The 25,753-nt window shown below is 71.5% G+C and carries 25 protein-coding genes and 1 tRNA gene; 9 read left to right on the top strand and 17 right to left on the bottom strand.

What is annotated here, in order from left to right:
- Window positions 1–128 precede the first annotated feature (128 nt).
- Window positions 129–830, bottom strand: coding sequence for a UTRA domain-containing protein (locus ACFZBB_RS03330; protein WP_391117254.1), 702 nt, complete (start codon window positions 828–830; stop codon window positions 129–131).
- Between the two features lie 69 nt (window positions 831–899).
- On the bottom strand, window positions 900–2,336 hold the full coding sequence (locus ACFZBB_RS03335; protein WP_391117257.1) for an ROK family protein: 1,437 nt from the start codon (window positions 2,334–2,336) through the stop codon (window positions 900–902).
- Window positions 2,337–2,392: 56 nt separating this feature from the next.
- Between ACFZBB_RS03335 and ACFZBB_RS03340 the strand changes: the two genes are divergently transcribed.
- Together ACFZBB_RS03340 and ACFZBB_RS03345 are read left to right on the top strand one after the other, a co-directional pair.
- Window positions 2,393–3,457 (top strand): Gfo/Idh/MocA family oxidoreductase, encoded by a 1,065-nt coding sequence (locus ACFZBB_RS03340; protein WP_391117260.1) that lies wholly within the window; start codon window positions 2,393–2,395, stop codon window positions 3,455–3,457.
- Window positions 3,454–3,936, top strand: a complete 483-nt coding sequence (locus tag ACFZBB_RS03345; protein ID WP_391117262.1) for a heme-degrading domain-containing protein — start codon at window positions 3,454–3,456, stop codon at window positions 3,934–3,936. Before ACFZBB_RS03340 ends, ACFZBB_RS03345 begins: the two co-directional genes overlap by 4 nt.
- Before the next feature lie 46 nt (window positions 3,937–3,982).
- Here the strand turns inward: ACFZBB_RS03345 and rox are convergent, their stop codons facing one another.
- The 4 genes from rox to ACFZBB_RS03365 form a co-directional block, all read right to left on the bottom strand.
- On the bottom strand, window positions 3,983–5,410 hold the full coding sequence (gene rox / locus ACFZBB_RS03350; protein WP_391117264.1) for a rifampin monooxygenase: 1,428 nt from the start codon (window positions 5,408–5,410) through the stop codon (window positions 3,983–3,985).
- 290 nt (window positions 5,411–5,700) lie between these two features.
- Window positions 5,701–6,555 (bottom strand): fumarylacetoacetate hydrolase family protein, encoded by an 855-nt coding sequence (locus ACFZBB_RS03355; RefSeq protein ID WP_391117266.1) that lies wholly within the window; start codon window positions 6,553–6,555, stop codon window positions 5,701–5,703.
- Window positions 6,556–6,988: 433 nt separating this feature from the next.
- The gene (locus ACFZBB_RS03360; protein ID WP_391117268.1) at window positions 6,989–7,885 is read right to left on the bottom strand and encodes a class E sortase; all 897 of its coding nucleotides are present in this window, start codon (window positions 7,883–7,885) and stop codon (window positions 6,989–6,991) included.
- Between the two features lie 33 nt (window positions 7,886–7,918).
- A complete protein-coding gene (locus ACFZBB_RS03365; RefSeq protein ID WP_391117520.1) occupies window positions 7,919–9,466 on the bottom strand; it encodes a DUF445 family protein in 1,548 nt (515 codons plus the stop codon).
- Window positions 9,467–9,822: 356 nt separating this feature from the next.
- On the opposite strand from ACFZBB_RS03365, the gene ACFZBB_RS03370 reads away from it, so the two are divergent.
- A complete protein-coding gene (locus ACFZBB_RS03370) occupies window positions 9,823–10,956 on the top strand; it encodes an aminotransferase class V-fold PLP-dependent enzyme (protein ID WP_391117270.1) in 1,134 nt (377 codons plus the stop codon).
- A 204-nt stretch (window positions 10,957–11,160) separates the two neighbouring features.
- On the top strand, window positions 11,161–12,303 hold the full coding sequence (locus ACFZBB_RS03375; protein ID WP_391117522.1) for a N(5)-(carboxyethyl)ornithine synthase: 1,143 nt from the start codon (window positions 11,161–11,163) through the stop codon (window positions 12,301–12,303).
- A 137-nt stretch (window positions 12,304–12,440) separates the two neighbouring features.
- Here ACFZBB_RS03375 and ACFZBB_RS03380 read toward each other — a convergent pair whose 3' ends face one another.
- The 3 genes from ACFZBB_RS03380 to ACFZBB_RS03390 all read right to left on the bottom strand — a co-directional run bounded on the left by ACFZBB_RS03380 (window position 12,441) and on the right by ACFZBB_RS03390 (window position 15,274).
- The gene (locus ACFZBB_RS03380) at window positions 12,441–13,391 is read right to left on the bottom strand and encodes an ATP-binding cassette domain-containing protein (RefSeq protein WP_391117272.1); all 951 of its coding nucleotides are present in this window, start codon (window positions 13,389–13,391) and stop codon (window positions 12,441–12,443) included.
- A gap of 127 nt (window positions 13,392–13,518) precedes the next feature.
- Complete coding sequence (locus tag ACFZBB_RS03385) at window positions 13,519–14,283, bottom strand: ABC-2 family transporter protein (RefSeq protein WP_391117524.1); 765 nt, start codon at window positions 14,281–14,283, stop codon at window positions 13,519–13,521.
- 187 nt (window positions 14,284–14,470) lie between these two features.
- Window positions 14,471–15,274: an ABC-2 family transporter protein gene (locus ACFZBB_RS03390; RefSeq protein WP_355343119.1), complete on the bottom strand. Its 804-nt coding sequence runs from the start codon at window positions 15,272–15,274 to the stop codon at window positions 14,471–14,473.
- Window positions 15,275–15,602: 328 nt separating this feature from the next.
- Between ACFZBB_RS03390 and ACFZBB_RS03395 the strand changes: the two genes are divergently transcribed.
- Window positions 15,603–17,888 carry a transglycosylase domain-containing protein gene (locus tag ACFZBB_RS03395; RefSeq protein ID WP_391117274.1) on the top strand — a complete coding sequence of 762 codons (2,286 nt, stop codon included), beginning with the start codon at window positions 15,603–15,605 and terminating at the stop codon, window positions 17,886–17,888.
- 137 nt (window positions 17,889–18,025) lie between these two features.
- Here ACFZBB_RS03395 and ACFZBB_RS03400 read toward each other — a convergent pair whose 3' ends face one another.
- Both ACFZBB_RS03400 and ACFZBB_RS03405 read right to left on the bottom strand, forming a co-directional pair.
- On the bottom strand, window positions 18,026–18,328 hold the full coding sequence (locus ACFZBB_RS03400; protein WP_188282170.1) for a co-chaperone GroES: 303 nt from the start codon (window positions 18,326–18,328) through the stop codon (window positions 18,026–18,028).
- Window positions 18,329–18,389: 61 nt separating this feature from the next.
- Complete coding sequence (locus ACFZBB_RS03405) at window positions 18,390–18,722, bottom strand: DUF3618 domain-containing protein (RefSeq protein ID WP_355343113.1); 333 nt, start codon at window positions 18,720–18,722, stop codon at window positions 18,390–18,392.
- Between the two features lie 112 nt (window positions 18,723–18,834).
- Here ACFZBB_RS03405 and bcp point away from each other — a divergent pair, with 112 nt between their 5' ends.
- The gene (gene bcp / locus ACFZBB_RS03410) at window positions 18,835–19,302 is read left to right on the top strand and encodes a thioredoxin-dependent thiol peroxidase (RefSeq protein WP_391117276.1); all 468 of its coding nucleotides are present in this window, start codon (window positions 18,835–18,837) and stop codon (window positions 19,300–19,302) included.
- A 76-nt stretch (window positions 19,303–19,378) separates the two neighbouring features.
- A tRNA-Leu gene (locus ACFZBB_RS03415) sits at window positions 19,379–19,465 on the top strand.
- 52 nt (window positions 19,466–19,517) lie between these two features.
- Here ACFZBB_RS03415 and rdgB read toward each other — a convergent pair.
- The 5 genes from rdgB to ACFZBB_RS03440 all read right to left on the bottom strand — a co-directional run bounded on the left by rdgB (window position 19,518) and on the right by ACFZBB_RS03440 (window position 21,824).
- Window positions 19,518–20,123 carry an RdgB/HAM1 family non-canonical purine NTP pyrophosphatase gene (gene rdgB / locus ACFZBB_RS03420; RefSeq protein ID WP_391117278.1) on the bottom strand — a complete coding sequence of 202 codons (606 nt, stop codon included), beginning with the start codon at window positions 20,121–20,123 and terminating at the stop codon, window positions 19,518–19,520.
- Window positions 20,124–20,134: 11 nt separating this feature from the next.
- Window positions 20,135–20,404, bottom strand: a complete 270-nt coding sequence (locus ACFZBB_RS03425; protein WP_391117280.1) for a type II toxin-antitoxin system RelE/ParE family toxin — start codon at window positions 20,402–20,404, stop codon at window positions 20,135–20,137.
- Entirely contained in the window at window positions 20,401–20,661 is a 261-nt protein-coding gene (locus ACFZBB_RS03430) for a type II toxin-antitoxin system prevent-host-death family antitoxin (protein ID WP_391117282.1), read from the bottom strand. Before ACFZBB_RS03430 ends, ACFZBB_RS03425 begins: the two co-directional genes overlap by 4 nt.
- Before the next feature lie 32 nt (window positions 20,662–20,693).
- Window positions 20,694–21,425, bottom strand: a complete 732-nt coding sequence (rph, locus tag ACFZBB_RS03435) for a ribonuclease PH (protein ID WP_355343104.1) — start codon at window positions 21,423–21,425, stop codon at window positions 20,694–20,696.
- Window positions 21,426–21,590: 165 nt separating this feature from the next.
- The gene (locus tag ACFZBB_RS03440) at window positions 21,591–21,824 is read right to left on the bottom strand and encodes a glucose PTS transporter subunit EIIB (protein ID WP_188282159.1); all 234 of its coding nucleotides are present in this window, start codon (window positions 21,822–21,824) and stop codon (window positions 21,591–21,593) included.
- 216 nt (window positions 21,825–22,040) lie between these two features.
- Between ACFZBB_RS03440 and ACFZBB_RS03445 the strand changes: the two genes are divergently transcribed.
- Window positions 22,041–23,339 carry a PTS transporter subunit EIIC gene (locus ACFZBB_RS03445; protein ID WP_391117284.1) on the top strand — a complete coding sequence of 433 codons (1,299 nt, stop codon included), beginning with the start codon at window positions 22,041–22,043 and terminating at the stop codon, window positions 23,337–23,339.
- A gap of 211 nt (window positions 23,340–23,550) precedes the next feature.
- The gene (locus tag ACFZBB_RS03450) at window positions 23,551–24,810 is read left to right on the top strand and encodes a PTS transporter subunit EIIC (protein WP_391117287.1); all 1,260 of its coding nucleotides are present in this window, start codon (window positions 23,551–23,553) and stop codon (window positions 24,808–24,810) included.
- A 79-nt stretch (window positions 24,811–24,889) separates the two neighbouring features.
- Here ACFZBB_RS03450 and ACFZBB_RS03455 read toward each other — a convergent pair whose 3' ends face one another.
- A complete protein-coding gene (locus ACFZBB_RS03455) occupies window positions 24,890–25,642 on the bottom strand; it encodes an MBL fold metallo-hydrolase (RefSeq protein WP_188282156.1) in 753 nt (250 codons plus the stop codon).
- Between the last annotated feature and the right edge of the window lie 111 nt (window positions 25,643–25,753).

A 25,753-nucleotide genomic window follows, 5' to 3' on the forward strand; every position in this document is an offset into this window, starting at 1 on the left:
GGTGGTCGGCTTGCCCGAGGCGTCGGCGGCCGGGAAGAAGATGTCCTAGAGCGACCCGCGGTTCGTCGCGCCGTAGATCTGGACCGGCAGCGGCAGCCAGTCGGGCGGGTAGAGCATCATCGTCGCGCTCAACTCCCCCATGACAGGGCGAAGCAGAGTCCGGCGGCGGCGGTGAGCGAGGGCAGCAGCACCCGCCGGCCTGATCGCCGGCGCGCGGGCGATGGCCACGCGCTGCTGCTGCGCACCGTCTCGATCCGCTCGTCCACCGAGACCGGCTCGACGCCGATCCGCTCGCGCAGGAAGGCGTAGAAGGAGGTGTCGGGCGCGAAGTCCCTTTCCAGGTGCGGCAGTCGGGCCACCGCGAGATACGTGCTCTCCAGGCCGACCCGCTCCTCGTCGGCGAGCAGCACGCGCTCCATGTGCCACACCGGGTCGCCGGGCGCGAGCCGCAGTTCGGCGGCGAGACCGGGGTCGGCGGGCAGCCGTTCCAGGGCGATCAGATGACGGCCGGGGACGCGGCCCTGCCGCCGTACGCCCTCGGTGTAGCTGTCGGTGGACAGCGGCTGTTCCAGCTTCGGCCCGGCCACGACGGTGCCGCGGCCCCTGCTGCGCACCCGGCCCTGGATCAGCAGTTCCCGCAGCGCCTGCCGTACGGTCTCCCGCGCCACCTCGAAGCGGGCCGCCAACTCCCGCTCCGTGGGCAGCAGTCCGCCCTCGCCCAGTTCGTCGAGCACGACTTCGAGGCGGGTCTTGACGGCGAAGCACTTCGGCACCCGTCCGTGCTCCGGGACGCCCGCCCGGATCGGGCTCTGCGGATCTGCGTCGGCCATTGCCCGATCCTCGCAGACCGGACGGGGTGCCCGGTCCCGGAGCCCTGCTCACAGGCGGGCGGGGACGCGTCAGGCGTGGGTGAGGACATTTCCGAAGAGCGGCGCCAGGACGAGCAGGGCGGCACCCTCTGCCACCGCGCGGGGGCCCGCCGCGGCGAATCCCACGGGCACGCTCCGGCCGCGCTCGGCCAGCACGGCCGCGACCTGCTCCGCGAAGACGGCGGGCGCGGCCAGTACGGTCCTGCCGCCCAGCACCACCCGGTCGATGTCGAGCAGCGCGACCAGATTCGCCGCCCCGACGCCCAGCAGCCGGGCCGCGCCCACGGTGTCACCGCGCCCGGCCGCCGCCAGGCACAGCGCCTCCAGACAGCCCCGGTTGCCGCACTCGCACAGCACCCCTCCCAGCTCCACCGCTTGGTGCCCGAACTCCCCGGCCCCGGTCCGCCCGCCCCGGTACACCTCCCCGCCCAGCACCAGCCCTGCACCGAGCCCGGCCCCGAGGTGCAGATACGCGAAGGCCGGGAGGCCGCCAGCGGCGGGGCGGGGACGGACGGCTGCGGACTCCGCCGTCCTCGGCGGCTCGCCGCCGGGGGCCGGGTCGAACTCCGTCGCGGGACCACCGGCTCCGGACGCGGGACCACCGGCTCCGGGACCGGCTCCGGGGGCCGGGGCGGTGACGAGGGCCGGGGCGGACCACCCGCCGGGGGCGGCGGCCGGGGGCGGTGAGACCTCCCCGGTCCCGGCCGGAACGACCCCGGTCGGGACGCTCCCCGCCGGGACGGCCTCGGCCAGGATCGACAGGGCCGCCGCGTTGGTGTTCTTGTCGAGGGCGACTGGAAGGCCGAGGGCGGCGGCCAGGCGGGCGCGGAGCGGGACGTCCTGCCAGTGCGGGAAGCCGGTGACGCGGTGGAGGGTGCCGGTGCGGTGGTCGAGGGGGCCGCGCATGCCGACGCCGACGCCGAGGACGGCGCCGGGGGCGCGGGCGGCGGTGAGCCGTACTTCGTGGACGATCGCGGCGAGCGCGGACTCCACGGGCAGGCCGAGGTCCAGCGGCGCCTCGCGTTCGGCGACGGTACGACCGGTGAGGTCGGTGAGGACGGCGGTGAGCCGTTCCCCGTCGAGGTGGACGCCGATGGCGTGCCGGGCGCCGCTGACGAGCCGCAGTTCGGTCCGCGGCTTGCCGCCGGTGGAGGCGCGCCGCCCGGCCTCCTCGACCAGTCCCTCGGCCCGCAGCCGGGCGGTGATCTTGCTGACCGCCTGGGGGGTGAGGCCGGTCCGCTCGGCCAGCTCCAGGCGGCTGATGCCCCGCGCGCGGCCGTCCGTACCGCCACCGCTCGTACCGCCACCGCTCGTACCGCCACTGCCCGTACCGCCACTGCTCGTACCCCCGCTGTCCATGCCTCCGTCGGCGGGCGACAGCGTGGCCGTACGGAGCAGGCCGAGGACGAGCGCGGCGTTGTGGCTGCGGAGGGCGGGGAGGTTGGCGCCGGGCGCGGACGGGTTCACCCCGCCATTGTCCCGCGCGCTTGCACTTTGGCAACACTGTTGCCAAAGTGGAGCGCATGAGCACCCCCGGCACTCCCCTTCGCGTCGGACTCGTCGGCTACGGCCCGGCCGGCTCCTTCTTCCACGCCCCGCTGATCGCCGCCACCGAGGGCCTGGTCCTCGACACGATCGTCACCGGCAGCCCCGAGCGCCGCGCCCAGGCGCTGGCCGAGCACCCGGACGTACGCTTCGCCGCCGCGGCCGACGAGCTGTGGGCGCGCGCGTCCGAGCTGGACCTGATCGTCCTGGCCTCCCCCAACCGCACCCATGTGCCGCTGGCCACCGCCGCGTTGGACGCCGGGCTGCCGGTCGTGGTGGACAAGCCGCTCGCGGGCACCGCGGCCGAGGCGCGCGAACTGGCCGCCTTCGCCGAGCGCCGCGGCCTGCTGCTCTCGGTCTTCCAGAACCGGCGTTGGGACAGCGACTTCCTCACCCTCCAAGGGCTGCTGGACAAGGGCGAGTTGGGCGAGGTGCAGCGCTTCGAGTCGCGGTTCGAGCGGTGGCGCCCGCAGCCCAAGGGCGGCTGGCGCGAGTCCGGCGACCCGGCCGAGATCGGCGGCCTGCTGTACGACCTCGGCAGCCACCTCGTCGACCAGGCGCTCGCGCTGTTCGGCCCGGCCGCCCTGGTCTACGCCGAGTCCGACGTCCAGCGGCCCGGCGCCGCCGCGGACGACGACACGTTCATCGCCGTCACCCACGCCAACGGCGTCCACTCCCACCTGTGGATGAGCGCCACCACCGCCCGACTCGGGCCGCGCTTCCGCGTCCTCGGCAGCCTCGGCGGCTACGTCACCTACGGCCTGGACCCGCAGGAGGCCGCGCTGCGCGAGGGCCTGCGCCCCGGCGAGGGCACGGCGTGGGGCGCGGAGCCGGAGTCCTCGTGGGGCACCGTCGGCACCGACGACAACTCGCGCCGGGTGCCGTCCGTGCCCGGCGACTACCCCGCCTTCTACGCCGGTGTCCTGGCCTCCCTGCGCGACGGCACCCCGCCGCCGGTCACGGCGCTGGAGGCCGCCGCCGCCCTGGACGTCCTGGAGGCCGCGAAGCTCTCGGCCGCGCAGGGTCGGACGGTGGCGCTGTGACCGCCCCCGGGGGCGAGCGGGTCGCCGAACTCGTGGCGCAGGAAGCGGAGTTGGTGTTCCCCCGGTTCACCCACGACGACGCCTGGCGGCTCGGCTCCCTGCTGGTCGAGATGGCGCGCGAGGGCGGCGCCGCCGTCACCGTCGACATCCGGCGCGGCGGTCAGCAGCTCTTCCACCACGCCCTGGACGGCACCACCCCCGACAACGACGCCTGGCTGGCCCGTAAGGCCCGGGTCGTCGAGCGCTACCACGCCTCGTCGCTGCTGGTCGGCGAGCGGTTCCGGGCCAAGGGCAGCAGCTTCGAGGAGTCCTCGCGGCTCGACCCCGACCTGTACGCGGCGCACGGCGGCGCGTTCCCGCTGCGGGTGGCGGGAGTCGGCGTGGTCGGGGTCGTCGCCGTCTCCGGCCTCCCGCAGGTCGAGGACCACGCGCTGGTCGTGGCGGCGCTCACCCGCTATCTGGCGGAGGCGGATGCCTGACGGCGAGCGCGGCGGTGGCCGTGGGCCTGATGGTCGCCGTGATCGCTCAGTCGGCGGGGGCGCCGAACCACTTCGGCATCAGGGCGCGCAGGTCCGCCTGGTCCTCGCCGACCCACACGACATGGCCGTCCGGGCGCAACAGGACGGCGGGGACGTCCAGTTCCTCGCTGATGTCGACCACGTGGTCGACCCGGTCGGCCCACCCGTCGACCGAGAGCGCGCCGGTCCGGTCGAGCAGCAGACCGCGCCCCTGGTGCATCAGGCCGTACAGGTGGCCGCGCTTCAACTCCACGTCGCGCAGGCGCCGGCCGAGCAGTTCGTGCCCCTCGCCGACGTCGTAACGGATGGCGATCGCGGTGATCTTCTCGATCAGATGCGTGTTGACGTTCTCGAACTCGGCCAGCTCCGACAGCAGTCGGCGCACCGCCATGGCTCCCGGCTCCGTGGACATCAGCTCCATCTGGGCGCGGGTGTTGTCCAGTACGGCGGCGGCCACCGGGCGGCGTTCGGTCTCGTAGGTGTCCAACAGCCCTTCAGGGGCCCAGCCGTTGACGGCGGCGGCCAGCTTCCAGCCGAGGTTGAACGCGTCCTGCACGCCGAGGTTGAGGCCCTGGCCGCCGGTCGGCGGGTGGATGTGCGCCGCGTCCCCCGCCAGCAGCGCCCGGCCCACGCGGTAGCTGTCCGCCAGGCGGGTCGTGTCGCCGAACCGCGACAGCGAGCGCGGTGAGTGCACGCCGAAGTCGGTGCCGCCGAACGCTGTCAGCCGCTCCTTGAAGTCCTGCAGCGTCGGCGGGACCGCCCGGTCCTCGGAGACGCCCTTCGCGGGCACGACCACCCGGTACGTCCCGTCCCCGAGCGGCATCGCCCCGAAGCGCTTCTCGGTCTTGCGCACCTCGGCCGTCACGGCCGCCAGCGTCTCCTGGTCGACATCCAGTTCCATCTCGCCGATCAGCGTCTCCACTCTGCTCGGCTCCCCCGGGAATCCGATGCCGAGCAGCTTGCGCACCGTGCTCCGGCCGCCGTCGCACCCCACGAGGTACCGCGACCGCAGCCGCGACCCGTCCGCCAGCTCCGCCGTCACTCCCTCGTCGTCCTGGCTCAGCCCCACGACCTCGCAGCCGCGCCTGAACTCCACGCCCAGTTCCAGCGCGTGCTCGGTCAGCAGCCGTTCGGTGACCGTCTGGAAGATGCCCAGCACATATCCGTGTGCCGTATCCAGCCGCTGCGGCCACTCCGTGCCGATCCCCCCGAAGAATCCCCCGACCCGGTGCTGCGTCCCCAGCGCCAGGAACCGCTCCAGCAGCCCGCGCTGGTCCATGATCTCGATGCTCCGCGCGTGCAGCCCCAGCGCCCGCACCAACGACGTCGGCTCCGCCGCCCGGTCCAGCACCACCACGTCCACGCCCTGCAACCGCAGCTCGCTCGCCAGCATCAACCCCGTCGGCCCACTGCCGACGACGGTCACGTCCACCATCTGATGTCCCCGTCCACAAAGCCGTGCATTCCGCCAGATTCACCGCACCTCTGGCCTCCGGCCGCCCATTGTGCGACCCCAGGGGCCCCTTGCCGCAAGGCCCCCCTTGCGCTATACCTTAGGAGTGGCGAGAGGTAGGTTTTCCTCTCCGTCCGGCACGAGATACGGCCCCTCACGAGGGGCCGTCGTCGTTTCCGGGGAGCGCCCCGGCGCCCGCTCGCGATGAGCCCCGCGGGTGCGCTGGGCACCGGCGGGGCTCACGGTCGTACGAGGCGGCGCGCCGCAGGCGGTCAGGCGGACTTGAACTGCTGGCGCTGCGTGCCGAGTCCGTCGATGCTCAGCTCGACGACGTCGCCGGGCCGGAGGTACGGCTTGGGTTCGGGCTGGCCCATCGCCACACCGGCGGGGGTGCCGGTGTTGATGACGTCGCCGGGGTAGAGCGTCATGAAGTGGCTGAGGTAGCGGACGACTTCGGCGACGGGGAAGATCTGGCTCGCGGTGGAGCCGTCCTGCTTCAGCTCGCCGTTGACCCAGAGTCGGAGGCGCAGGGCCTGCGGGTCGGGGACCTCGTCGGCGGTGACGAGCCAGGGGCCGAGAGGGTTGAAGGTCTCGCAGTTCTTGCCCTTGTCCCACTGGCCGCCGCGCTCGATCTGGAACGCGCGCTCGGAGACGTCGTGCGCGATGGTGTAGCCCGCGACGGCGGCCAGCGCCTCCTCGTGCGAGGCGGCGTAGCGCAGTTCGCGGCCGATGACGACGGCCAACTCCACTTCCCAGTCGGTCTTTTCGCTGCCGCGCGGCACCAGCACCGTGTCGTCGGGGCCGACGACGGTGTCCGGGGCCTTCATGAACACGACGGGCTCGCCCGGCGCCTGTGCGCCGGTCTCGGCCGCGTGGTCGTGGTAGTTGAGCCCGATGCAGACGATCTTGCCTATCCGGGACAGCGGCGGGCCGACCCGCAGCGACGGGTCGAGCGACGGGAGCGAGCCGTCGGTCGCGGCCTCGGCCACCGCGGTGAGCGTCGCCGAATCGGCGAGGAGCTTCCCGTCGATGTCGGTCACCAGACCGCTCAGGTCACGCAGGACACCGTCTCCGTCGAGCAGGGCCGGGCGCTCCGCCCCGGCGGGGCCGACTCGCAGCAGCTTCACTTGGGTACTCCCATTTTTTTCCGGTCGCCTCTGGGCGACCTGCCCCGGGCCGGGGCTCGGTCATCGGTTGGCACCCGGCGGGAACGGTCATCGGATGTCTTGTCCGATCCTCCAACTCCGCCCCCGGCCCGCGCAACCCCCGGCCCACCCCGTGGGACAGCCACCCAGGACGGCGCCTTTTGCGCCTGACGGCACGCCGATCTTTTGAGGGGCGCGGGAACTGCGCGACCAGCCCCCACCGGGCGGTCAGCCCGAAAGCACCCAGCATCTGCCCCACGGGGGCCGGTTCTCAAAGGCGCGCCACCGCGCGGGCTGAGCGCGCAGTTCCTCCCCCAGCTACCGCTGGGAGGTGCCCCCAGCGCCCCTGAAAAGGTCGGCCAGCCGCCCTGGCAGGAGAACCGCACGGGGCCGGGCCCCGGAGAGGGGCGCCCTCTCAGCGGGGAGCGGTGGATTGGAGGGTGCCCCAGAGGATGAGGCGGTAGCGGGAGGTGAATTCGGGAGTGCAGGTGGTGAGCGTGATGTAGTGCGCGACCCCGCGCATACGGGCGGAGGCGTGGACGGAGCTGTAGGGAATGGGCGCGATGACGGTGCCGTCGGAGGCATACGTCTCGGGAAGGACTTCGCGGATCACGTAGGTGTAGCGGTAGGCGGCCGTCTCGACCTCGACGGTGTCGCCGACGCGGAGCCGGTTGATGTAGCGGAACGGCTCGCCGTGGGTGTTGCGGTGCCCGGCGAGGGCGAAGTTGCCGGTGGCGCCGGGCCCCGCGGTGCCGGGGTAGTGGCCGACGTAACCGTGGTTGAGGATCGCGGACTTGCTGGTGCCCTCGGCGATCGGCGCGGTGATCCCGATCCGGGGAATGCGGATGACGGCGAAGGCCAGATCGCGGGTGCCGCCCTTCGAGGAGGGCGGCGGCGCGGAGGCGGACGGGGCCGGGCCGCTCGGCGTGACGGCCGGATCGTCACTCGGCGCACCGGTCCCAGGCGAGGGTGCCACGGGAGAGGGCGACGGCGTGCCCCAACTCCGTTCCAACGCGGCGACTTCGCGCCGGGCCGCCGCGTGCGCCTGCACGTTGGTCCACCACAACTGGTGGACGACGAGCAGGAGTACGAGTACCCCTGCGGTCATGGCCAGTTCGGCCGCCGCCCACAGCAGTCGCCCGGTCAGCGAGCGCCGCGGACGGGGCCCGCGGCCGTAACCGGGGCCGTACGCCTGCCCGTAGCGGCGGCCGTAGCCGCGCCCGTAGGCGACGACGCGCCGCCGCCGGGGCGGGCCCGACCCCCGCCTGGACGTCGAATCACGCCGACCGTGCCGTATCTGACGAACCGTCACATCGGCAACGATACGGCGGTACGGCGCCGCCCGTCAGCCCCCCGCGAGGCGGGAGATGGCGAAGATGGCCAGGCCCGCGAGGGCGCCGACGACGGTGCCGTTGATCCGGATGAACTGGAGGTCGCGGCCGACGTGGTTCTCGATCTTGCGGGAGGTCTGGTCGGCGTCCCAACCCGCGACGGTCTCGGAGATCAGCGAGGTGATCTCGTCGCGGTAGGTGGTCACGAGATACGTGGCGGCGTCCTCCAGCCAGACGTCGACCTTCTCCTGGAGCCGTGGGTCGGTGGCCAGCTTGCGGCCGAGCGACAGCAGGGAGGCGCGGGCGCGCATCCGCAGCTCGCTGCGCTCGTCCTCGGCGGCGGCGACCATCATCGTGCGCACCGCGCTCCACGCGGACGCGATGAGGTCCTGCACCTCGCCGCGCGCCAGCAGGTCCCTCTTCAGCCGCTCGACGCGGGCGCGGGTGTCCGGGTCCGCCTGGAGCTCGACGGCGAAGTCGCCGAGGAAGCGGTCGACGGCGCCGCGCGCCGGGTGGCCGGGGGAATCGCGCATCTCGGTGACGAAGCGCAGCAGTTCCTTGTAGACCCGCTCGCCGACCTTGCGGTCCACGAAGCGCGGGGTCCAGCCGGGGGCGCCGCCCTGCACCGCGTCCATGACGGAGTCGCCGTGCTCGACCAGCCAGTCGTGGGCGCGGACGCAGACCAGGTCGACCATGCGGCGGTGGCCGCCGTCGGCGACGATCCGCTCCAGCATCTTGCCGAGCCCCGGCGCGACCTCCTGGGCCTCCGCGCGCCGGGTGATCGCCTCGCTGACCACGGCCTGCACGTCGGAGTCGCGCAGCACCGTGAACATGCCGCGCAGCGCGGCGGCGGCCTGCTCGGTGACCTTGTCGGCGTTGGCGGGCTCCGACAGCCAGCCGCCGAGCCGGGTGCCGATGCCGACCGCCCGCAGCCGGGTGCGGACGACCTCGGCCGACAGGAAGTTCTCGCCGACGAAGTCGCCGAGGCTGGCGCCGAGGGCGTCCTTCTTGGTCGGGATGATCGCGGTGTGCGGGATCGGCAGGCCCAGCGGGCGGCGGAAGAGCGCGGTGACCGCGAACCAGTCGGCGAGCGCGCCGACCATGCCCGCCTCCGCGGCGGCGGCCACGTAACCGGCCCAGCCGCCCGCGCCCCGCGAGTCCGCCCACTTCGCGAGCGCGTAGACGACGGTCGCGACGAGCAGGAAGCCGGTCGCGATCAGCTTCATCCGGCGCAGGCCCCTGCGGCGCTCCTCCTCGGCCGCGGCGCCGCCGGGCGCGTCGGCCAGTCCGCCGCGCGGTGAGGGCCGCCCGCGCGGGGCGGAGCCGGGCCCGGAGCCGGAGCCCGAGCCGCCGGAGCCGCCGTGACCCCCGCCGCCGGAGCCGTTCCGGGACGCGCCGCCGGGGCCCGAGCCGCCGGCCGTAGGCACAGCGTCCCCGGCCTCGGGCCCGAGCGCGATCCGTCCGCCTGCTTCCGGCCGTGCGCCGTTGGCCGCCGGGGCCGCACTGCCCGCCCCCGCCGCCCCGCCCGTACCGGTCCCGTCGCCCGTGCTCGCCGTTTCCATCCGCTCCCGCTCCGCCCGCGTGTCCACCCGGGTATTGTCGCCGCCCGCGGCCGTCACGGCCCGGTGATCCTTGTCGTACGCGCGCACGTACGCCTGCTCCTACGCGCTCCGGTACGCCTGCCCGTACGCGCTCCCGTACGCGCTCCCGTGCCCGCTCCCGCTTCCCGCTCCCGTGCGCCTCCTCGTCCGCGCGCTCGTACCCGTCGTGCCGGCGCTTTCCCCCCGCGCCGACAATGGGGGAACGAACGGCGGGTTCCCGGTGCCTCCCGGCGCCGGTCGGGGCCCACGACGCACGCATACCCCCGCACGGCACCGCCACGTACGAGCGACAGACAGCGACAAGGGAGCACACCGCGATGACAGCGCCGCACGCCACCGGAGGGCTGCCCGGTTACGCCGAGCACTTCGAGGAGCCGGAGGGCTATCTGGACTTCGCCCGTTACGGTCCGCCCTCGCGGGACGTGCTGACCGCGACGGCCGAGGCGCTGGAGAGGTCGGCCCACGCCGACCAGGACACGGTGAACGACCTGATGCGCGCCGAGCCCAGGGCGCGGGAGGCCGCCGCCCGGCTGGCGGGCACCGACGCGGCGCACACGGTGCTGCTGCCGAACACCTCGACCGGCCTGTTCCACGCGGCCTTCGGCCTCCCGGCGGGCACGGTGCTGGTGCCCGCGGGCGAGTTCCCCGCCAACCACTACCCGTGGCGGCGCAGCGCGGAGCTGGGCCGTGCCGTACCGCGCGTGCTGGAGCCGGACGCGCGGGGGCGGATCACCGCGGACGCCGTACGGGCGGCCCTGACCGACGACGTCGTGGCCGTGTCGGTCAGCGCCGTGGACTTCCGTACCGGCTACCGGGCGGATCTGGCGGCGCTGCGCGAGGTGATCGGCCCGGACCGGCTGCTGGTGGTGGACGCCATCCAGGGCTTCGGGGTGGCGGATCTGCCGTGGGCGGCGGCGGATGTGGTGGTCGCGGGCGGCCAGAAGTGGCTGCGGGCGAGCTGGGCGACCGGCTTCGGAATCCTCTCCGACCTGGCGCTCGACCGTCTGGAGCCGACGCTCGGCGGCTGGACCGGCGTCGAGGACGCGGGCGTCTTCGACGACGTCGAGCACCCGCCCGCGCCCGGCGCCCAGCGCTGGAGCACCACCAATCTGAGCCCGGTCACGGCCGCCGCGCTGGCCGCGGCGCTGGAGCTGGTGGAAGGCGTCGGCGTACCGGCCGTCGAGGCGCACATCCGCGCGCGGGTCGGGCAGTTGATCGACGCCGTCCGGTCCTGCGGCGGCGAGGTCCTGTCCCCCGCCGATCCGGCCGAGCGGGCCGGGATCGTCTCCTTCCGGCTGCCCGGCACCGACCCGCGGCACGTCGCGCAGGCCCTGCACGCGCACGGGGTCACGCCGTCGGTCCGTACGGACTCGGTACGGCTGTCCGCGCACGCCTCCACCCGGCTCGCGGCCGTCGACCGCGTCCGCGCGGCCCTGACGTCGCTGCGCTGATCCGGCGGCGGGCGGCCCCGCCAACGCGTGTCGCCCACAGCGGTTGTCCCCCCAACGTCCCCCGCGTCGCCCGTGTCGCCCCTGACGCGGGGGGCGTCGCGCCCACTCCCCGTGTGCTACACAGGGAGTAACCAAAGGGGCATTTTGCAGCAGCTCAAGCAGCACAGGCAGAACCCGCAGCAGCCGCACCTCACGCTCGGCATCATGGCGCAGACGCGCAAGGAGAACGAGCACCGTCTGCCCATCCATCCGGCCCACTTCGAACGCATCGACGCCGACCTGCTCGGCAGCATCTATCTCCAGACCGGTTACGGCGAGCACTTCGGTGTGCCGGACGAACAGCTCGCGCCGCTCGTCGCCGGTTTCCGGCGGCGCGAGGAACTGATCGCCGAGTGCGACGTCGTCCTGCTGGCCAAGCCGCTCCACGAGGATCTGGCGGAACTGCGCGAGGGCCAGGTCCTGTGGGGCTGGCCGCACTGCGTGCAGGACGAGAAGGTCACCCAGGCCGCGATCGACCGGCGGCTGACCCTGATCGCCTTCGAGGCGATGAACCACTGGCACCGCAACGGCTCGTTCAACCTGCACGTCTTCCACAAGAACAACGAGCTGGCCGGATACTCCTCGGTGCTGCACGCCATGCAGCTCACCGGGATCACCGGTGACTACGGGCGGCGGCAGCGCGCGGTCGTGATCGGCTTCGGCGCGACCGCCCGCGGCGCGGTCACCGCGCTCGGCGCGCTGGGCGTACACGATGTGGACGTGCTCACCGCCCGCGGTGTGACGGCCGTCAGCTCGCCCATCCACTCCGCGCGGATCGTGCACTTCGACCACGACGAGGCCGACGACACCCTCGACCCGCGGCGCAGCGTCGTCCTGACCGAGGACGGCCCGCAGCCGCTGGCCGAATTCCTCGCCGGGCACGACATCATCGTCAACTGCGTGCTCCAGGACACCGACGCGCCGCTGATGTTCCTGATAGAGGACGACCTGCCCAGCCTCGCGCCCGGCACGCTGATCATCGACGTGTCCTGCGACGAGGGCATGGGCTTCGCGTGGGCCAGGCCCACCACCTTCGCCGATCCGATGTTCACCGTCGGCGACCACGTCCAGTACTACGGCGTCGACCACAGCCCGTCGTACCTGTGGAACTCGGCCACCTGGGAGATCAGCGAGGCGCTGCTGCCGTATCTGCGGCGCGTCCTGGAGGGCCCGGCGGGCTGGGACGCGGACGACACCCTGCGGCGGGCGATCGAGATCCGCGGCGGGACCGTGCAGAACCCCAAGGTGCTGGCCTTCCAGCACCGCGCCGAGGAGTATCCGCACGACCACGTCCCGGCACGGCCGTAGCCGAATCGTCGGCCGAATCGTCGGCCGGGGCGCGTACGGCCTCGCGGTCGTCCGCGCCCCGGCCCGTCGGGTGCGGTCCGTCAGGTGCGCCTAGTCGGAGGCGGTCCGTTCTGGTGCGCCTGTCAGGGGCGGTCCGTTCATGTGCGGTCCGCGCCGTACATCCGGGCGATGACGTCCTCGATGGCCGGTTCCCGGACCGACAGGTCCACCAGCGGGTAGTCGGCGGCGACCGCGGCGACCAGCGGGGCGGCGCTGGCCTGCGCGGGGAAGGCCAGCCACTGGCGGGGGCCCTCGACCTTGACGCAGCGGGCGCCCTCGACCTGGACCGGGGGCAGCTCGCGGGCGAAGTCCGCCACGAGGGTCCGCTCGCTCTCCCCGACCGCGTGCAGCCCGCCGAGGTCCCCGTCGTACATCAGGCGGCCGTGGTCGATCACCATCACCCGGCGGCACAACTGCTCGATGTCGGTGAGGTCGTGCGTGGTGAGCAGCACCGTCGTGCCGCGTTCGGCGTTCACCGTGCGCAGGAAGTCGCGCACCTTGGACTTGCTGATCACGTCGAGCCCGATCGTCGGCTCGTCCAGGTACAGCACCTCGGGATCGTGCAGCAGCGCCGCCGCGATGTCGCCGCGCATCCGCTGCCCCAGCGAGAGTTGGCGCACGGGCACGTCCAACAGCGGCCCCAGGTCGAGGAGTTCGACGCAGGCCGCGAGATTGCGGGTGTAACGGGCGTCGTCGATCCGGTACATGCGGCGGACCAGTTGGTACGAGTCGCGCAGCGGCAGGTCCCACCAGAGCGTGGTGCGCTGGCCGAAGACGACACCGATCCTGCGCGCCAGCCGGGTACGGTCGCGCGTCGGGTCCAGGCCGCAGATCCGAATCCGGCCGCCGCTGGGGTTGAGGATGCCGGTGAGCATCTTGATCGTCGTGGACTTCCCCGCGCCGTTGGGCCCGATGTAGCCGACGATCTCGCCGCGCGGCACGGTGAAGGAGATCCCGTCCACCGCCCGCACCTGGCTGCGCACCCTGCGCAGCGCGCCCGCTTTACGGCGTACGTCGAAGACCTTCTCGACGCCGTCCAGCGCGATCACGGTGTCTGTGCCGGGTCCCGGCTCGCCCCCGGCACCTGTGGCGCCGGCTCCGGTGGCTCCCGTTCCCGTGGCTCCCGTTGCTCCGGTTGCTCCGGTTGCTCCTGCGCGTTGCTCGATCACGGCCGTCTCAACTCCCTGTGCTGCGGTACGTACGAAGGGCCGCGCGCCAGGCGAGCCCGGCCAGGCCGCAGCAGAGCGCCGCGACCAGCGGGGAGGCGAAGTCGACCCAGCCGGGCAGGCCGAGCGGGTCGGGTTCGCCGAGGATGCGCAGGGCGGGCAGCCAGTTGACGAAGGCGAGCGGCACCACGAAGGTGACGCCGCGCACGAGGTCGCGGGCGAAGATGCCCGGCGGGTACTGGAGCATCGTGTTGCCGCCGTAGGTCACCGAATTCTGCACCTCGGAGGCGTCACCCGCCCAGAACTGGAAGGCGCCGCCCGCCACGTACACCGCGCAGAAGATGACCGCGCCCGACAGCACCGTCACGGGCAGCAGCAGGACGGTGACCGGCGACCAGTCGATGTCCGCGTGCGCGACCGCCCAGCCGAGCACGATCAGGCCCTGGGTGATCCGGCCCAGCCTGCGCAGCGCGAACCGGTCGGCGGCGACCTGCGCGAGCACCGGCACCGGGCGCAGCAGCAGCGTGTCGAGCGTGCCGTCCCTGATCCGGCGGCCGAGCCGGTCCATGGAGCCCAGTACCAGATCGGCGATGCCGAAGGACGTGCTCGTGGTGCCGTACAGGAACGCCACCTCGGCGAGGGTGAAGCCGCCGAGCACGGTGATGTGCGAGAACATCAGCAGGATCGTCACGAAGTCCAGGCCGGTGGCGGCGAAGTTGCCGAACGCGGTGAGGACGAAGGACGTCCGGTACGCCATCGTGGACCGCACCCACATGCCGACGATCAGCCGGTACGTCCGCCACGTCTCACGGACGGTGAACCACGCGCCGCCGGCGGTGTCGTACGGGTCGGCGGCCCTGACCGATTCGACGGAGCCGAAGCCCCCGAAGCCCTGGGAGCCCCCGAGACGCTGAGGGCCCGGGCCCTCGGCGCGCTCGGCGCCGTCTCGGACCGTGGATTCCTCAGCCACCCTGCACCACCACCCTGCGCGCCGCGACGGCCTGCAACGCCCGGCCGGTCAGCAGCAGCGCCGCCGCCCAGCCCGCCTGGAAGGCCAGCGCGAGCAGCGCGTCCGTCCCCCGGTGCCGCTCCAGCAGCACATCGGCGGGCACCTGGAGCATCGCCGCCCACGGCATCGACCGCGCCAGCGTGCCGAGCCAGCCCGGGAAGACGGTCAGCGGCAGCAGCATCCCGGAGAAGAACAGCCCGGCCAGGAAGGCGACCTGGCTGACGCCGGCCCCGTCCAGCAGCCAGAAAGCGCTCAGCGCCACCAGGAACCGCACCGCGAAACTCACCACCACCCCCAGCGCCACCGACACCAGGAACAGCAGCCAGGTCACCGGCCGCGTCGGCAGCGCCAGATCGAACGCCAGCGCCCCGCACACCATCGGCATCACACCGCGCCCCATCAGCTGGAAAGAGGCCCGGCCCAGATCCGCCGCCAGCCACCACCCCTGGAGGTCGGCCGGGCGGTACAGATCCACCGCGATGTCACCCGACCTGATCCGCTCCATCAGCTCGTCCTCGAAACCGCCGCCCATCAACGCCATCGTCTGGAGCAGCGCCTGCCCGATCCAGACGTACGTCAGCGCCTGCGCCTCGGTGTAGCCGCCGAGGTGCGGGCGCTGACCCCACAGCGCCACATAGCTGTAGGCGACAATGAAACCGAAGACCGTATTGGTGAAGACACCCGCCGCGGTCGCCGTCCGGTAGGTGGCGTAACGCCGGAAACCGCGCACCACCACGGCCCCGTAGAAGCCGCCCATCACTCACTCACCCCCGAAAAAGACGCAAGTCGGCGAGCCTAGTACGCGGCGAACCCCACCCACCACCGGTTTTCTTCGTGGCGTTCCGCACCCCGGAGGCCCACCCCAACGGGTGACACGCGTGCGCCGTCCGGCCTGTCACAGCCCTGTCACGGATGCGCGGCGTTGAACCCCGGCGGGCTAATGGTGCGACAGTGTTCGGCGGCGGCCTACGTAAGCGTACGTAACGATTGGTCCATCATGTTCCGCCGCGGACCAACCCCGGCAGCGGCGGAGGAGTCCCAACAGATATGAGCCACGAGCCGAAACCGACGACGGGCGAGCGGGCATGACCGGCGGGCAGGGCTGGGGACCGCGCCCGACGCCCACCGACCGCAGGGGACGACCGCGCCGTACCGGCCTGCGCCGGCTGCTGCCGACCTGGCGCATGGTCACCGGCGGCGTACTCGCCGTCCTGATCGTCCTCATCGGCGGCTTCTTCCTCGGCTACGCGCTGGTCTCCATCCCCGACCCGAACGCCGCCGCCACCGCGCAGAGCAATGTGTACGTGTACGCCGACGGCAAGACGGAGATCGCCCGCGACGGCGCGATCAACCGTGAGAACGTCACCCTCAGCGGCGTCGCCAAGACCGCGCAGCACGCCGTGCTCTCCGCGGAGGACCGGAATTTCTACCACGAGTCCGCCGTCAGCCCCAAGGCCATGCTCCGCGCCGCCTGGAACACCGCCACCGGCAAGGGCAGGCAATCCGGCTCCACCATCACCCAGCAGTACGTGAAGAACTACTACCTGAACCAGTCGCAGACCGCGGTCCGCAAGGTCAAGGAATTCTTCATCGCCATCAAGCTGGACCGCAACGAGACCAAGGACCAGATCCTCGAGGGCTATCTCAACACCAGCTACTACGGGCGCAACGCGTACGGCATCCAGGCCGCCTCCCAGGCGTACTTCGGCGTCAACGCCAGCGAATTGACGACCGCTCAAGGCGCCTATCTGGCAACGCTGTTGAACGCGCCCAGCGAATACGACCTGGTCGCCCACCCGGAGAACGCCCCGGCGGCGAAAGGCCGTTGGAACTACGTACTGGACGGCATGGTCAAGGAGGGCTGGCTCAGCCAGTCCGAGCGCAACGCGACGGTCTTCCCCGGCATCGACAAGCCCAAGCCCGTCGCCAGCAAGGCGGGACAGCGCGGCTACATCATCGAAGCCGTCAACCGCTATCTCTCCGACAACCACATCGTCGACGCCGACACCCTGCGCCTGGGCGGCTACCGCATCGTCACCACGATCCAGAAGCCCAAGGAAGACGCCTTCGTCGGCGCCGCCCAGAGGAACATCTACGACCAGCTCGGCCACAAGACCGTCGACAAGTACGTACGCGCGGGCGGCGCCTCCATCGACCCGGCCACCGGCAACGTCGTCGCCCTCTACGGCGGCATCGACTACACCAAGCAGTACGTCAGCAGCGCCACCAACGCCACGTATCCGCCCGGCTCGACCTTCAAGCCGGTGATCTTCGCCTCCGCCGTCCAGCACGAGTCCTCGACGCAGGACAAGGAGCCGATCACCCCCAAGACGGTCTACGACGGCACCAACAAGCGCGAGGTGGTCGGCCCCGACGGGCCCACCGGCTACAAGCCGGAGAACGAGGACCAGGGGTCCTACCCCGACATCACCGTCACCCGCGCCATGGACAAGTCCGTCAACGCCGTCTTCGCGCAGATGGCGCAGGACGTCGGCACCCGCAAGGTGATCGACACCGCGCACGACCTGGGCATGCCCGACGACGTCAAGATCCCCGAGACACCCGCGATGGCGCTCGGCGCCTTCGGGGCCAGCCCGCTGGACATGGCGCAGATGTACGCCACGCTCGCCAACCACGGCAAGGAGATCCCGTACTCGCTCGTCCTGAAGATCACCAAGGACGGCAACGACGTGAGCCTGCCCAAGCGGGACGCCGTCCAGTCCGTGCCCCGCCAGGCCGCCGACACCACGACGTCCATCCTGCGCAGCGTCGTCGACAGCCCCGGCGCGACCGCGACCGTCGCCCAGGACTCCGGCTGGCCGTCGGCCGCCAAGACCGGTACGGCGGACGACGACATCGCCGCCTGGTTCGCCGGCTACACGCCCAAACTCGCCACCGTGGTCGCCGTGTTGGGCATGAACCCGGACAACGGCAAACAGGAGAAGCTGTACGGCGCGATGAATCTGCCGCGGATCAACGGCGGCGGGCCGCCCGGCTCGGTGTGGGCCGACTACACGGCGGCGGCGCTCAAGGGCGTGCCCAAGCAGAACTTCTCGCTGGACGTGCAGAGCGGCCTGCCCACGCAGCCGCCGGCGACCACCGCGAGCCCGACCGACACCCCGACGTCGACGCCGCCCACGTCCGAGCCGCCGACCACCCCTCCCCCGACGACCACCGTGCCGCCCACCACGCAGCCCCCGACCACCGAACCGCCCACGACGCAGCCCCCGACCACCGAGCCGACCCCGTCCGACACGTTCAACCCGATCGGCGGGGTGACGGGCGGGACGAGTCCGGGCGGCGGGAGCAGTGGCGGCGGTGGCGGGAGCGGTACGGCGGGGCCGGACGGGAACAGTTCACCGGGCGGGTGAGGGGGCCCGGCGCGGGGGCCCGGCACGTGCGGGGGCCGGGCTGCGGGCAGGGGCCTCAGCGGCCCGGCCCCCGGGAACCACCGGTCTCGGGGATTCCGGTAGTCCACCGGCCTCAGGGATTCCGTAATCCACCGGTCTCAGAGATACAGCCCGGTGGAATCCTCCGAGCCCTGGAGCCGCTCGGCGGCGACCGCGTGCAGATCGCGCTCCCGCATCAGGACGTACGCGACCCCGCGCACCTCGACCTCGGCCCGGTCCTCCGGGTCGTACAGCACCCGGTCGCCGACCTCGACGGTCCGCACATTCTGCCCGACGGCCACGACCTCGGCCCACGCCAGGCGCTTACCGACGGCCGCGGTCGCCGGAATCAGAATCCCGCCGCCACTGCGGCGTTCGCCCTCACCGCTGTCCTGGCGCACCAGAACGCGGTCGTGCAGCATACGGATGGGCAGCTTGTCGTGCTGCTCGCTCTTCGAACTCTTCGAACTCACGGCCACGACGTTACCGGCGGCGCCGCCACACCGTGAGACCGGCCACCGCGGCGACCAGCGCCACCCCGGCGACCGCCGCCGGAATGACCCGCTCGGGCCGGGGCGCGCCCTTCTCGTCGACGAAGTGCGCACGCGTCCTGCCGACCGCGCGGTTCGCCGCCACAAACGCCTGCCCGACACTGCGGTCCACCGCGGAAACGGCCTTGGCCTTGGTGTCCCGGACAATCGTCACCGGGTGCACCCGTACCGCGATCTCGTCCAGCGTCGACGCCAGATCCTGCCGCCTGCGGGTGATCTCCGCCTCGATCTGGGCGGCCGTCCTGACTTCCGACCCTTCCGACACCGCGGTTCCTCCATCGCCTGATTCGGTAGCGTTCGGACAGTCTGTCAGTACGACGCGGCCCGCGCCCCGTCGGCACCCCCGAATGCGCCCCATTGCACAAGGAGTTTCCCCCATGTCCGAGCGCCTGGCCCCCGGCGACACCGCCCCCGACTTCACCCTTCCGGACGCCGACGGCAAGCCCGTCTCCCTCGCCGACCACCGCGGCCGCAAGGTCATCGTCTACTTCTACCCGGCCGCTCTCACCCCCGGCTGCACCAAGCAGGCGTGCGACTTCACCGACAATCTCGACGTCCTCGCCTCCGCCGGATACGACGTCATCGGCGTCTCCCCCGACAAGCCGGAAAAGCTCGCCAAATTCCGCGAGAAGGAATCCCTCAAGGTCACCCTGGTGGCCGACCCCGACAAGGCCGTCCTCACCTCCTACGGCGCCTTCGGGGAGAAGAAGCTCTACGGCAAGACCGTCACCGGCGTCATCCGCTCCACCGTCATCGTCGACGAATCCGGCAAAGTCGCCCACGCCTTCTACAACGTCAAGGCCACCGGCCACGTCGCCAAACTCCTCAAGGACCTCTCCATCTGACGTGACCACGTACGCAGGGGCGGGTGGGACCACGTACCGCATACGACACCGGGTCGATATCATGGTGAGGTTGCACGCGGCCGTGTCGTAACAGGCAGCCGAGCTGGGTTTAGATCCCAGTGGGAGAAATCCCGTGTGGGTTCGAATCCCACCGGCCGCACCATGTATGGCCTGCGATTCAAAGGTCGAGTCGCAGGCCATTGCCATGCGCGGGGTCAGGCCAGGAGCTCGGCGATCAGGGGGGTCAGGGCGCGGAAGGCTTGGCCGCGGTGGCTGATGGCGTTCTTCTCCGCGGGGGTGAGTTCGGCGCAGGTGAGGGTGGAGCCGTCGGGCTGGAGGATGGGGTCGTAGCCGAAGCCGTTGGTGCCGGCGGGGGTGGTGCGCAGGGTGCCGCGGAGGCGGCCTTCGACGACGCGGGTGGTGCCGTCGGGGAGGGCGAGGGCGGCGGCGCAGGTGAAGTGGGCGGCGCGGTGGGGGGTGTCGATGTCGCCGAGCTGGGCGAGGAGCAGGTCGAGGTTGGCCGCGTCGTCGCCGTGCTTGCCCGCCCAGCGGGCGGAGAAGATGCCGGGGGCACCGCCGAGTACGTCGACGCAGAGTCCTGAGTCGTCGGCGACGGCGGGCAGTCCGGTGCCGGCCGCCAGCGCCCTCGCCTTGAGCAGGGCGTTCTCGGCGAAGGTGACGCCGGTTTCCCTGACGTCGGGGATCTCGGGGTAGGCGTCGGCTCCGACGAGGTCCACGTCCAGGCCGCTGTCGGCGAGGATCGCGTGGAGTTCGGTGACCTTGTGTGCGTTGCGGGTGGCGAGTACGAGGCGGCGGGTCATGGGGGAATTATCTACAAGTTGCGGTAGACGTCTCTGCGGTGGCCGACTCGGACCACGAGGACGACCAGTTGGCCGTCGTCGACCTGGTAGGCGATCCGGAAATCGCCGACCCTCAGGCGGTAAAGATCGTGCCGGCCCGTGTGTTTCTTGACGTTCACGTCGGCACGGTAGGGATCGTCGCCGAGTGGCGTGAGAGCGGTGAGGATGGTCATCGCGGCTGTGCGGTCGATCGCGCGGAGTTGCCGCTGGGCTGACACCGTGAAGCGCAGTGCGTACTTCACGCGGCAGGCGTGCCTTCCTGGAACAGGTCAGCCAGCACCTCGGACATCGATACGGTCGGCTCGTCCAGGTGCTCAGCGGCTTCGCGGGCCAGCAGTTCGTCGGCCGCGTCTTCCAGCGCGTCGTAGTCGGCGATGGGGATCAAGGCCGCGGCGGGCTGACCGTTGCGGGTGATGACGGTCGCCTCACCCGCAACGGCCTTGTCGATCGCCTCGGCGAGGTTCGCACGCGCTTCTCTGACGGTGACGATGTCGGTCATGCGTGCAGTGTACACCGCGGCGTGTACACGCGTCAGGCGGTGGCCGCCAGGGCGGCTTGCTGGGCGGCGGTGAGGTCGGCGCAGCCGTTGACGGCGAGGGCGAGGAGGGCGTCGAGTTCGGCCCGGTCGAAGGGCTGGCCTTCGGCGGTGCCCTGGACCTCGACGAAGCGGCCGTCGCCGGTGCAGACGACATTCATGTCGGTTTCGGCCTTGACGTCTTCTTCGTAGGCGAGGTCGAGGAGGGGGACGCCGTCGACGATGCCGACGCTGACGGCGGCGACGGTGCCGGTGAGGGGCTGGGCCTTGGCGCGGATGAGGCGGTTGGTCTGCATCCAGGTGACGGCGTCGGCGAGGGCGACGTAGGCGCCGGTGATGGCGGCGGTGCGGGTGCCGCCGTCGGCCTGGAGGACGTCGCAGTCGAGGACGACGGTGTTCTCGCCGAGGGCTTTGTAGTCGATGACGGCGCGCAGGGAGCGGCCGATCAGGCGGGAGATCTCGTGGGTGCGGCCGCCGATCTTGCCGCGGACGGACTCGCGGTCGCCGCGGGTGTTGGTGGCGCGCGGGAGCATGGAGTATTCGGCGGTGACCCAGCCTTCGCCGCTGCCTTTGCGCCAGCGGGGTACGCCTTGGGTGGCGCTGGCGGTGCAGAGCACGCGGGTGTCGCCGAAGGAGACGAGGACGGAGCCCTCGGCGTGCTTGCTCCACGCGCGCTCGATGGTGACGGGGCGGAGCTGGTCAGGGGTGCGGCCGTCGAATCGTGACATGCGCGTGAGCCTATCCGGGTGAGGCCGCCGCGCAGGACCGGGTGGTCGCGGTCGTCACGGGCGTTCCGGAAGCCGCCGGGGGTCCGACCGCGGCCGTCGGCGGGAACGGGGAGGACCGCGCCACGGGAGTGACGCGGTCCTCGGACGTTCAGCGCGGGCGCCGCGTCACATCATGTCTTCGATGTCCGCCGCGATCGGGTCCGCGTCGGTGCCGATGACGACCTGGATGGCGGTGCCCATTTTGACGACGCCGTGGGCGCCCGCCGCCTTGAGGGCGGCTTCGTCGACGAGGGAGGGGTCCCGTACCTCGGTGCGCAGCCGGGTGATGCAGCCCTCGACCTCTTCGATGTTGTCGAGTCCGCCGAGACCGGCGACGATCTTCTCAGCCTTGCTGGCCATCTCTTGTCTCCTGTTTCCCTGACCCACCGTGAGTCCGATATGTCACGGTAACGCACGGTTGGCCCAACTTCACGGGCGGTTGACCCCCGGGTGGACCACCATGGCGCTCAGCGGCGCCCCCCTGCCGGACGGGCGTCGCCTGTGCGCAAGTGGTCTAAACCAATGTACGGCCACTGTACGCGAACGCCCGCAGGCAGCAGTCAGGGAGGACACCGAATGAGTTCGGCCACCGCGTCAGCGGCGCCCCGCAAACCCTGGTTGAGCGTGCTGTTCCAAGGGCTCCAGAAGATGGGCCGCAGCCTCCAGCTGCCGATCGCCGTCCTGCCCGCCGCGGGCATCTTGAACCGGCTGGGCCAGCCGGACGTCTTCGGCTCCGACGGCCTCGGCTGGGACCGGGTGGCCAGGGTCTTCGTCGGCGCGGGCGGCGCGCTGCTGGACGGCTCGATCGGTCTGCCGCTGCTGTTCTGCGTGGGTGTGGCCATCGGCATGGCCAAGAAGTCCGACGGCTCGACCGCGCTCGCCGCGGTGGCCGGTTTCCTGGTCTACAACGGCGTGCTGCACCAGTTCCCCAAGGACTGCGGTCCCGACACCGTACTGTCGGCCGGCGCGTGCATCGCCAAGGACGGTACGGCGGCGGCGGCCACGTACCAGAACCCCGGTGTCTTCGGCGGCATCGTGCTCGGGCTGCTGACCGCGTACTTCTGGCAGCGCTTCCACCGCACCAAGCTGGTCGACTGGCTCGGCTTCTTCAACGGCCGCCGCCTGGTGCCGATCATGATGGCCGGGGTCGCGATCGTCTTCGCGGTGATCTGCACCTGGGTCTGGCCGCCGATCGGCGACGCACTGACCAGCTTCAGCAAGTGGCTGGTGGACCTCGGCGCCATCGGCTCGGGCATCTTCGGTGTCGCCAACCGCGCGCTGCTCACGGTGGGTCTGCACCAGTTCCTGAACACCTTCGTGTGGTTCCAGTTCGGCGACTTCACCAAGCCGGACGGCACGGTCGTGCACGGCGACATCCCGCGCTTCCTGGCGGGCGACCCGACGGCCGGGCAGTTCCAGACCGGCTTCTTCCCGATCATGATGTTCGCGCTGCCCGCCGCCGCGCTGGCCATCGCGCACACCGCCAAGCCGCACCGCCGCAAGGAGATCAGCGGCATGATGCTCTCGGTCGGCCTGACGTCGTTCGTCACCGGGATCACCGAGCCGATCGAGTACTCCTTCCTGTTCATCGCACCGCTGCTGTACGCCTTCCACGCGGTGCTCACCGGCGTCTCGATGGCGGTCTGCTGGGGGCTGGGCGCCAAGGACGGCTTCAGCTTCTCGGCCGGTCTGATCGACTACTGCCTGAACTGGAACCTGGCCACCAAACCCTGGCTGCTGCTGATCGTCGGCGCGTGTTTCGCCGTGGTCTACTACGCGCTCTTCCGCTTCGTGATCGTGAAGTTCAACCTGGCGACGCCGGGCCGGGAGCCGGACGAGATCGAGGCCGAGCTGGAGCAGGGCAACGTAAAGTAACGATTCGGCGTCGTAAAAGCCCCCAAGTCCCCGGGCTTGGGGGCTTTTGTCATGTCACCCAGCGTGTGACTCACGGCACACGCAACGATCCGGAATCATGGATTCCTTTACGCCTCCCTCACGTGTTAAAACTGGTCTACACCACTGAGTGGTATAGACCACGGCGGCGGGCCGTCCCCTTCCATGCGCCCGCCTCACCAGGAGGAATCTGATGAGTACGGCCACCGGCGCGGCGGCTCCCGCGAAGAAGCGGGGCTCCGGCCTGTTCCAGGGTCTGCAGAAGGTGGGACGGAGCCTCCAGCTCCCGATCGCCGTCCTGCCGGCCGCGGGCATCCTGCTCCGGCTCGGCCAGCCCGACGTCTTCGGCGCCGACGGCCTGGGCTGGGGCAAGGTCGCGACCGTCTTCGCCGAGGCCGGCGGCGCGGTCTTCGACAACCTGCCGCTGCTGTTCTGCATAGGCGTCGCCATCGGCTTCGCGAAGAAGTCCGACGGCTCCACCGCGCTGGCCGCCCTGGTCGGCTTCCTGGTCTACAGCCGGGTCCTCCAGGCGTTCCCGGTCACCGACGCGGTCGTCAACACCACCGCCAACAAGGGCGTCGACGTCGCGGCCACGTACAACAATCCCGGTGTCCTCGGCGGCATCCTGATGGGTCTGCTGGCCGCCGTGCTGTGGCAGCGCTTCCACCGCACCAAGCTGGTCGACTGGCTCGGCTTCTTCAACGGCCGCCGTCTCGTCCCGATCATCATGGCCTTCGTCGGCACCGGCATGGGTGTCTTCTTCGGCCTGGTCTGGAAGCCGATCGGCGAGGGCATCAGCAACTTCGGCGAGTGGATGACCGGCCTCGGCGCGGTCGGCGCCGGCCTGTTCGGCCTGATCAACCGCGGTCTGATCCCGGTCGGCATGCACCAGTTCGTGAACTCCGTCGCCTGGTTCCAGATCGGCGACTTCAAGGACGCCTCCGGCACGATCGTGCACGGCGACCTGACCCGGTTCTTCGCCCACGACCCGACCGCGGGCCAGTTCATGGCGGGCTTCTTCCCGATCATGATGTTCGGCCTGCCCGCCGCCGCGCTGGCCATGGCGCACACCGCGCGCCCCGAGCGCCGCAAGGCCGTCATGGGCATGATGCTCTCGCTCGCCCTGACCTCGTTCGTGACCGGTGTCACCGAGCCGATCGAGTTCTCGTTCATGTTCATCGCGCCGCTGCTGTACGCGATCCACGCCGTGCTGACCGCCGCGTCGATGGCCATCACCTGGGCGCTGGGCGTGCACGCGGGCTTCACCTTCTCCGCGGGCTTCATCGACTACGCGCTGAACTGGAACCTCGCCACCAAGCCGTATCTGATCATCCCGATCGGCCTGGTCTTCGGAGCGATCTACTACTTCGTCTTCCGGTTCGCGATCGTCAAGTTCAACATCCCCACCCCGGGCCGCGAGCCCGAGGAGGAGATCGAGGACATCACCAAGTGACGTACGCGCGCTGACAGTTCAGCCGCCCGCGGCGGGTCCGGGACCGGATACGGTTACGGGCCCGCCGTCCGCGTTCCGGTCAGAGTTCGTAGACCGCGCCGGAGACGGCGAGTTCGACCGGACCTTCGAAGGCGGCCTTCGCGTCACGCAGGTTGACCGAGGGGTTGGTCCACGGCGGGATGTGGGTGAGGACCAGGCGTCCGGCGCGGGCGCGGGCCGCGGCCTCCCCGGCCTCGCGGCCGTTGAGGTGCAGCTCGGGGATGTCCTCCTTGCCGTGCGTGAAGGACGCCTCGCACAAGAAGAGGTCGGCGCCGTCCGCGAGCCCGTCCAGGGCGGCGCAGGGGCCGGTGTCGCCGGAGTACGCCAGCGTGCTGCCCTCGTACTCGATACGGAACCCGTACGCCTCGACCGGGTGGCTGACCAGGTCCGTGGTGATGCCGAACGGGCCCAGGCGGAAGGCGCCGGGCTCCAGGGTGCGGAAGTCGAAGACCTCGCTCATGCACTTCTCGTCCGGCACGTCGCCGTAGGCGATGCTCAGACGGCGCTCGGTGCCCTCGGGGCCGTAGACCGGGATCGGGGCGGCGGGGCCGCCGTCGTGCCGGTAGTAGCGGGCCACGAAGTAGCCGCACATGTCGATGCAGTGGTCGGCGTGCAGATGGCTGAGCAGTACGGCGTCCAGGTCGTACAGGCCGCAGTGACGCTGCAGTTCGCCGAGGGCGCCGTTGCCCATGTCGATCAGCAGCCGGAAGCCGTCGGCCTCGACGAGGTAGCTCGAACAAGCCGATTCCGCGGACGGGAACGACCCCGAGCAGCCGACGACGGTGAGCTTCATTCCTGGAAACACCTCCGTGGGCGCGCCACAGATCACCCCATTCCGGCTGGAGTGGGGGGATTGGCGGGACGGTCCGCCATGTCTTGAGAGGGTAAGGCGCGGGGGGTCCTC

The organism is Streptomyces sp. NPDC008139, from assembly GCF_042957025.1.
Classification (GTDB): domain Bacteria; phylum Actinomycetota; class Actinomycetes; order Streptomycetales; family Streptomycetaceae; genus Actinacidiphila.